Annotated in this window: 5 protein-coding genes; 1 reads left to right on the top strand and 4 read right to left on the bottom strand. The window is 26.9% G+C overall.

Translation table 11 applies throughout. From position 1 onward, the window contains the following. Positions 1–830: AAA family ATPase (locus ACRCZX_RS05540; protein WP_438581939.1), on the bottom strand; the 830-nt coding region annotated here is incomplete at its 3' end. Positions 831–964: 134 nt separating this feature from the next. Next, positions 965–3310: a sensor domain-containing protein gene (locus ACRCZX_RS05535; protein ID WP_438581938.1), complete on the bottom strand. Its 2346-nt coding sequence runs from the start codon at positions 3308–3310 to the stop codon at positions 965–967. Positions 3311–3470: 160 nt separating this feature from the next. Here ACRCZX_RS05535 and ACRCZX_RS05530 point away from each other — a divergent pair, with 160 nt between their 5' ends. Next, the gene (locus ACRCZX_RS05530) at positions 3471–4277 is read left to right on the top strand and encodes a Cof-type HAD-IIB family hydrolase (protein WP_438581937.1); all 807 of its coding nucleotides are present in this window, start codon (positions 3471–3473) and stop codon (positions 4275–4277) included. A gap of 39 nt (positions 4278–4316) precedes the next feature. Here the strand turns inward: ACRCZX_RS05530 and ACRCZX_RS05525 are convergent, their stop codons facing one another. Together ACRCZX_RS05525 and ACRCZX_RS05520 are read right to left on the bottom strand one after the other, a co-directional pair. Beyond that, a complete protein-coding gene (locus tag ACRCZX_RS05525; RefSeq protein ID WP_438581936.1) occupies positions 4317–4820 on the bottom strand; it encodes a hypothetical protein in 504 nt (167 codons plus the stop codon). 66 nt (positions 4821–4886) lie between these two features. After that, positions 4887–6158 (bottom strand): aldehyde dehydrogenase family protein, encoded by a 1272-nt coding sequence (locus ACRCZX_RS05520; RefSeq protein WP_438581935.1) that lies wholly within the window; start codon positions 6156–6158, stop codon positions 4887–4889. Positions 6159–6457 lie beyond the last annotated feature (299 nt).

Raw genomic sequence — 6457 nt, 5'->3', positions numbered from 1 at the left:
ACATCATACATCACTTTTTTGATATCTTCTGGCATAACAAAATCTCTACCTGCTAAAAATGCAGCGGCTTTAGATGCTGTTACTAAACCTATACTTGCTCTTGGTGACGCTCCACAGGCTATATAATTCGATGGCTCTCTTGTTTTAAAAACTATATCTAAGATATATGTTTTCAACTTCATATCTATGTGAACTTTTTTTATTTCATCTTTAATTTTTTCTAAATCTCTAGATGTAAGAATTGTATTTAGAGTTATATCTCCAATCTCTCTCTCTCCAGTCAATAATTCTAAGATTTCTAGCTCTTCAGCATATGTAGGGTACTCAATCTTAACCTTCATTAAGAATCTATCTTGTTGGGCTTCTGGTAAAGGATATGTTCCATCTTGCTCAATAGGATTTTGTGTAGCTAAAACTATAAATGGTTTGTCTAACTTAAAAGTTTCATTTGCTATTGTAACTTGTTTTTCTTGCATAGCTTCTAGTAATGCAGACTGCACTTTAGCAGGAGCTCTATTTATTTCATCTGCTAAAACTATATTAGCAAAGATAGGTCCTTTTTTCACATGAAAATCTCCATTTTTTTCATTATACATTTCAGTTCCTATAATATCACTTGGTAACAAGTCAGGTGTAAACTGTATTCTAGAAAAACTTAAACCTAAAGTTTCAGCTATTGTATTTACAGTTAAAGACTTTGCTAAACCTGGTAATCCTTCTAAAAGAATATGATTTCCTGTCAGTATTCCAATCAATATTTTTTGAACCATATCCCCTTGCCCAATTACTTTTTTAGAAATCTCTTTTTTTAAAGCATTAATTCTTTCCATTTTTTTCCTCCTGAAATCCATCTGTTGTAAATTTTTAACTCTACTTCATTATATACAAAAAAACATTAAATACCAAGAATTTTGACGAAAAAAAGAGAGTAAAAGTTTTATTTTTTACTCTCTTTTTTTATTTTTTATAAAATTTTATCTAAAATTTCTTGTTTTGAAATTGGTTTTGAGAACAAATATCCTTGGATATAATCCGCTTTCATTGATTTTAAAATATTCAAGTCTTCTATTGTTTCAACACCTTCAGCTACAATCTTTAGATTTAATGCATGAGCAGTATCTATACAAAGCTTAACAAGTGTTCTATATTCTTCGCTGTCTTTCATTCCAAATACAAAACTTTTATCTATTTTCAGATTCGTAAGTGGTAATTTAACAAGATAATTAAATGCAGAATATCCAGTTCCAAAATCATCAAGCGATATTTTTATTCCAAGCTCTTTTAATTCTTGTATTTTCAACATATTTTCTTCAATGTTTTGTAATAATACAGTTTCTGTAATCTCTATTCCAATACAATCTGGACTCACTGATGTGCTAACAATTATATTTTTTATATTTCTTACAAAATTATACTTCATAATCTGTACTGCAGATATATTAACAGACACAATCACTTTGTCTTTTCTATTTTCATTTATATCTTTCGAGAATTTAAAAGCAGATTTGATTATAAAATCACCAACCTCATCTATTAAAACAGATTTTTCCATAATATTAATAATATCAATTATTGGAACTGTTCTATACTTATCATTGTTCCATCTCAATAGAGCTTCTAAGCCAACTAGATTTTTATCACAACAATACTGTGGTTGATAATATAATTCAAATTCATCTTTTTCCAATGCATTTCTTAAATCTTGTTCTATATCTTCATTTAAACATCTTTTTTTGTCTAAATCTTTATTGTAAAACACATACTGATTTTTACCTTGATTTTTAGCTTTGTATAGTGCTAAATCACCTTTTATTAATAAATCATCCACATTTTCTTCGCCAGTATTTCCTGTTACGATTCCTATACTCGCTGATAACTTTGTAAACTTTATTTTTTTCCCCGCTAGAATATCAACTATTTTATCTGCGTTTTCTATTATAGTATCCTTAGTAGTTTTACCTTTCCAAACAATAACAAATTCATCTCCACCTATTCTCGAGATAAATCCATCTTTACATATTTTTTTTAAATCTTCTCCAAACTCTATTAAAATTTCATCACCATGCTGATGACCAAAATTATCATTTAAATTTTTAAAGTTATCTAAATCTAAAAACATTATTGTAATATCATCCTCTTTTATAAGCAATTCACTTTCAATAAAATTATATAAACCTCTTCGATTAGATAAACCCGTTAGTGAATCTGTATATGCCATTTTTTTGATTCGTGCTTCTTGATTTTTCATTTCGGTTACATCTCTCATAGTACAAACTATTCCTATAACTTCTCCTGATATATCTATAATTGGAGATTTAAAAGTTTCAACTATCTTTTCTCCATTTTTTGTTTTTAATGTTCTTACTAAGCTGATGTTTTTCTTGTGAAGAATAACATCGTTATCTTCAATATTAATACTTTCTTTATGTTCTGCTCCTAAAAAATCCTCTTCTTTTAATGTTAAAACTTTGTTTTGTCCAGCTAGATCATAAAAAGGTTTGTTACTTTGAATAATATCTCCAACTCTATTTTTAGTAAATACAGCAAAAGGCATATTTTCTAATAAAATATCAAACTTAACATCTTTATTTTTCAAATCAGTAATATCTTTTGCAATTCCCATTGTTCCTAGTACATTATCATTAGTATCTACAACTGGTACTTTATATATATTGAATTGTTTATAACCTTTTTTTCCAGGAATAACTTCATTAAAAACAAGCTGCTTTCTTTCTGTCATAACTTTCAAGTCATACTCTTTGCAGTTCTCACCTATCATTCCGTCCCAAACAAATTCGTCATCTCTTCCTTTAATAATATCAAACTCTTTGCCACAGTGTTCTTTAAATTCATTATTTACAGTCATATATTGACTGTTTTTATTTTTAAACCAAGCCATATATGGTATATTATCCATTAGAGTATAAAATTTTAAGCGGTTTTCTTCAGCTTCACTTTTTATAAAAGTCGACTCTTTCAATTTATCCAAAACTAATCGAATCTCTTTTAATGAGTATGGTTTTAAAAGAAAGTTAGAAATACCTCTTTTTATGTAATCCGAAGGTCTTTCTTCTCTAGATATATTTACAGATAAGATTATTTTATGAATATTTTTTTTCAAAATTTCAAAAATATTATTTTCATAACTATCAAATATAATAAAATCATATTCTTCAAGATTATTTTCTGAAAAGTTATTCATATCTAAAAATTCAAACTTATATTTTTTTAACAAATGTAATCCAAGTTCTTCTAATTCTATTTTTGATTTTATATTTTCATGTAAAATTAATACTTTTGACTTATTCATCTAGTTTACTTACTCCTAATCTCTTCTTAATTATAACGCGTGTTTCATAACATTTTAACATGAATTTTAATTTTTTCAAACATTAAAAAATATATTCTTGAATTTATTGTTTTTTAGTTTTATAATATTTGTGAAAATATATTTTCATATGGAGGTATTTATGTATAAATTAATAATTTCTGATTTAGATGGGACGTTAGTTAATAGTAACAAAGAAGTTTCCCATTATACAAAGAAAATCGTTCATTTATTAAAAAAAATGGGAATACATTTTATTATCGCTACAGGTAGAAATTTAAGCGGAGCGAAACTTATTTATGATGAATTAAATCTAAACTCTGAAATTGTTTGTAACAATGGTTCTACTATTTATAACAATAAAGGAGAACTTATATTTCAAAGAATTTTAGATAAAAATATTGTAAAAAATATTTTTGAAAAGTCAATTGTTGAAGAATGTACATTTTTTGGAACTTATGGATCTCAAGTTTATATTGGAGAGGGAAGCTTGAAAACTGTGAATGATTTTATAGAACATCCTCTTCAAAATCCAATTGAACTGAACAAAGAAAACATCTCATCTTTCAACTTTGAAAAAGTTGTATTGATGGATAAAGATAATGATAAACTAATGAAACTTTCAAAGTTATTTAACAATTACAAAGAAGTAAATGCCTTTGTGTCTCAAAGCAACTATTTAGATATAGTTCATTTTGAAACATCAAAAGGAGCAGCTTTAAAAACTTTAGCAAAATCTAAAAATATAGATTTAAAACATACAATCGCTTTTGGAGATGCTTTTAATGACTATGAAATGTTAAGAGTTGCAGGAAAAGGATTAGTTATGCTGAATGGATTTGAAGAGCTAAAAAAAGAGTTTCAAACTTTAGATTTTACAAATGATGAAAATGGTGTAGCTCGTTATCTCGCTGAAGCATTTTCAATTTTAGATTCTGAAGTTATATAAAATAACACAACAAAAAAAGCAGCTTTATTAGCTGCTTTTTTAGAAGAAGTTATAACCTAATGTAAAACTAACTTGCTCTAATTTATCATTTCCTCTTCTATCTCCATCAATCTCTGTTATAGAGTATAAAACTTCTCCTTGTAGTGAGAATATATCCATACCTACTCCAGCTCCATAAAAGTATTTACCATCTGGATTTGAATTGCTTAAATTGTCTTTTGTATATAAAACTTTTCCTAGTTTACCAACAAAGTATGGTTTTACTAGCATTGGAAACAAGTTCATTTTTACAAGTCCATAAACTGGAACTGTTTCAATCTCTGTTGAATCTGTTTTACCGTTATAAGCAATTCCAACTCCTACATCAGCTAACAACAAAGTTTGAGTTACCTCTAAGCTCATTGTTGGTGCATAGCTTTCAAAACTTTTGTCCTCTTTGTTGTAAGAACCTGCATTTGTAGTAGCTCCTAGTCTTAAATGTGCATCCATTGAAAATGCAGCTGTACTTAAAATCAAAAATGGTACAATAAATAATTTTTTCATCGTAATCTCCTTAGAATCTAGTATACTACATTGTATAATATTTCTAGATTAAGCACCATGTTTATTTTATTTTTTTATTCGATTTGTTATTAAATTCGTTATTTTTTTCAAAATACTCATTTTTATATTTGTACCATCAAAAATTGGTTTGTAATGAGTAAAAGTATCAAAAGAGTATTTACCATGATAACTACCTATTCCACTCTCTCCAACACCACCAAAAGGAACTTTTTTATCAATAATTTGCAATATTGTTGCATTTATACAAACTCCACCTGCTTTAATATTTTTTGTTGATAAATCTCCTTTTCCACTTCTAAATATATATAAAGCAAGAGGTGATGGTTTTATTCTTAAATCCCAATAAACTTTTTCTAAACTTTCATATTCTATTAAAGGTAAAATTGGTCCAAAGATTTCTTCAGTCATAATTAAACTATCTTCAGATGGATTTAAAACTATTGTAAATGGAAATTCACATTTTTCTTTTGTAACTAGATCTATTTTTCCATTTTGATAGATTATCTCTTCATTTTCAATATAGCTTTGAAGTCTTTCAAAATGGGCAGTGTTTATAATTTTTCCACCAACATCTCCATTTTTTCGAATATAAGCTCTAGTTAACTCTAAAAACTTTGCAGCTGTTCCTTTTGGTAGGTATACATGATCAGGAGCAACACAAGTTTGCCCTCTGTTAAAGAATTTCCCCCAAATTATTTTTTCAACACTTTCTTCTAATATCTCTTCATCTTCAATTATAACAGGTGATTTTCCTCCGAGTTCTAAAGTAACAGGAGTTAATGTTTCAGCTGCTTTTTGATAGATTTTTTTTCCAGTACTGCTGCTTCCTGTAAAGAATATATAATCAAATTTTTCTTCTAACAGATTTTTAGATACATCAACATCTCCCAGAACTACAGTGATACCTTCAACTGCACTTTCTTCTATTATTTTTTTTATAACAAAACTACAATTCTCAGAAGCTTCAGAAACTTTTAGAACAACTTCATTTCCCGCCGCAACCGCTCCAATCAATGGTAAAAAACTTAAATTAAATGGGTAGTTCCAAGGAGACATTATTAAAACTCGTCCATAAGGTTCTGGCTCTAAAATAGTTCCGCTGCCAAAATAATTTAAAAAACTTTTTATTTTATTTGGTTCACTCCATTTTGATAAGTTTTTTATAAATAAATCAAACTCTGAAATTATTGGATAATATTCAGATAGAGAACTTTCTTCATAACTTTTTTTTAAATCTTTATATAATGCATCTATAACTAACTCTTTATTTTTTTGAAATGATTTTTTTAAACGTTCTAATTTTTCTATATTTTTCATTTTATCTCCCTCTTCTAATAAAATTTTACTTTTGTTCATTTATAATTTATACTTTTTTATTTTTTGTTTCCTTTTTTATTTTTTCTATATAACTATTTTTTTGTTGTTGATGATAAGTGGAATTTGTTCTATAATATAGTTACTTTATAAACGCGAGGAGGATTTATGAAATTTTGTAATTTTGAATATAAAAAACCAAATTATAACGAAGTAAAGTTAACTTTAACAGACTTAATAATGAGTTTAAAAGATTCAAAAGATTTGAAAAGTACAATTGAAATTATTGATAAAATAAATTC

It is taken from the genome of Cetobacterium sp. (genome assembly GCF_051658645.1).
GTDB lineage: Bacteria > Fusobacteriota > Fusobacteriia > Fusobacteriales > Fusobacteriaceae > Cetobacterium_A.
The sequence above is the reverse complement of the archived record's forward strand: the minus strand, read 5'-3'. Positions and strand labels throughout refer to the sequence as shown.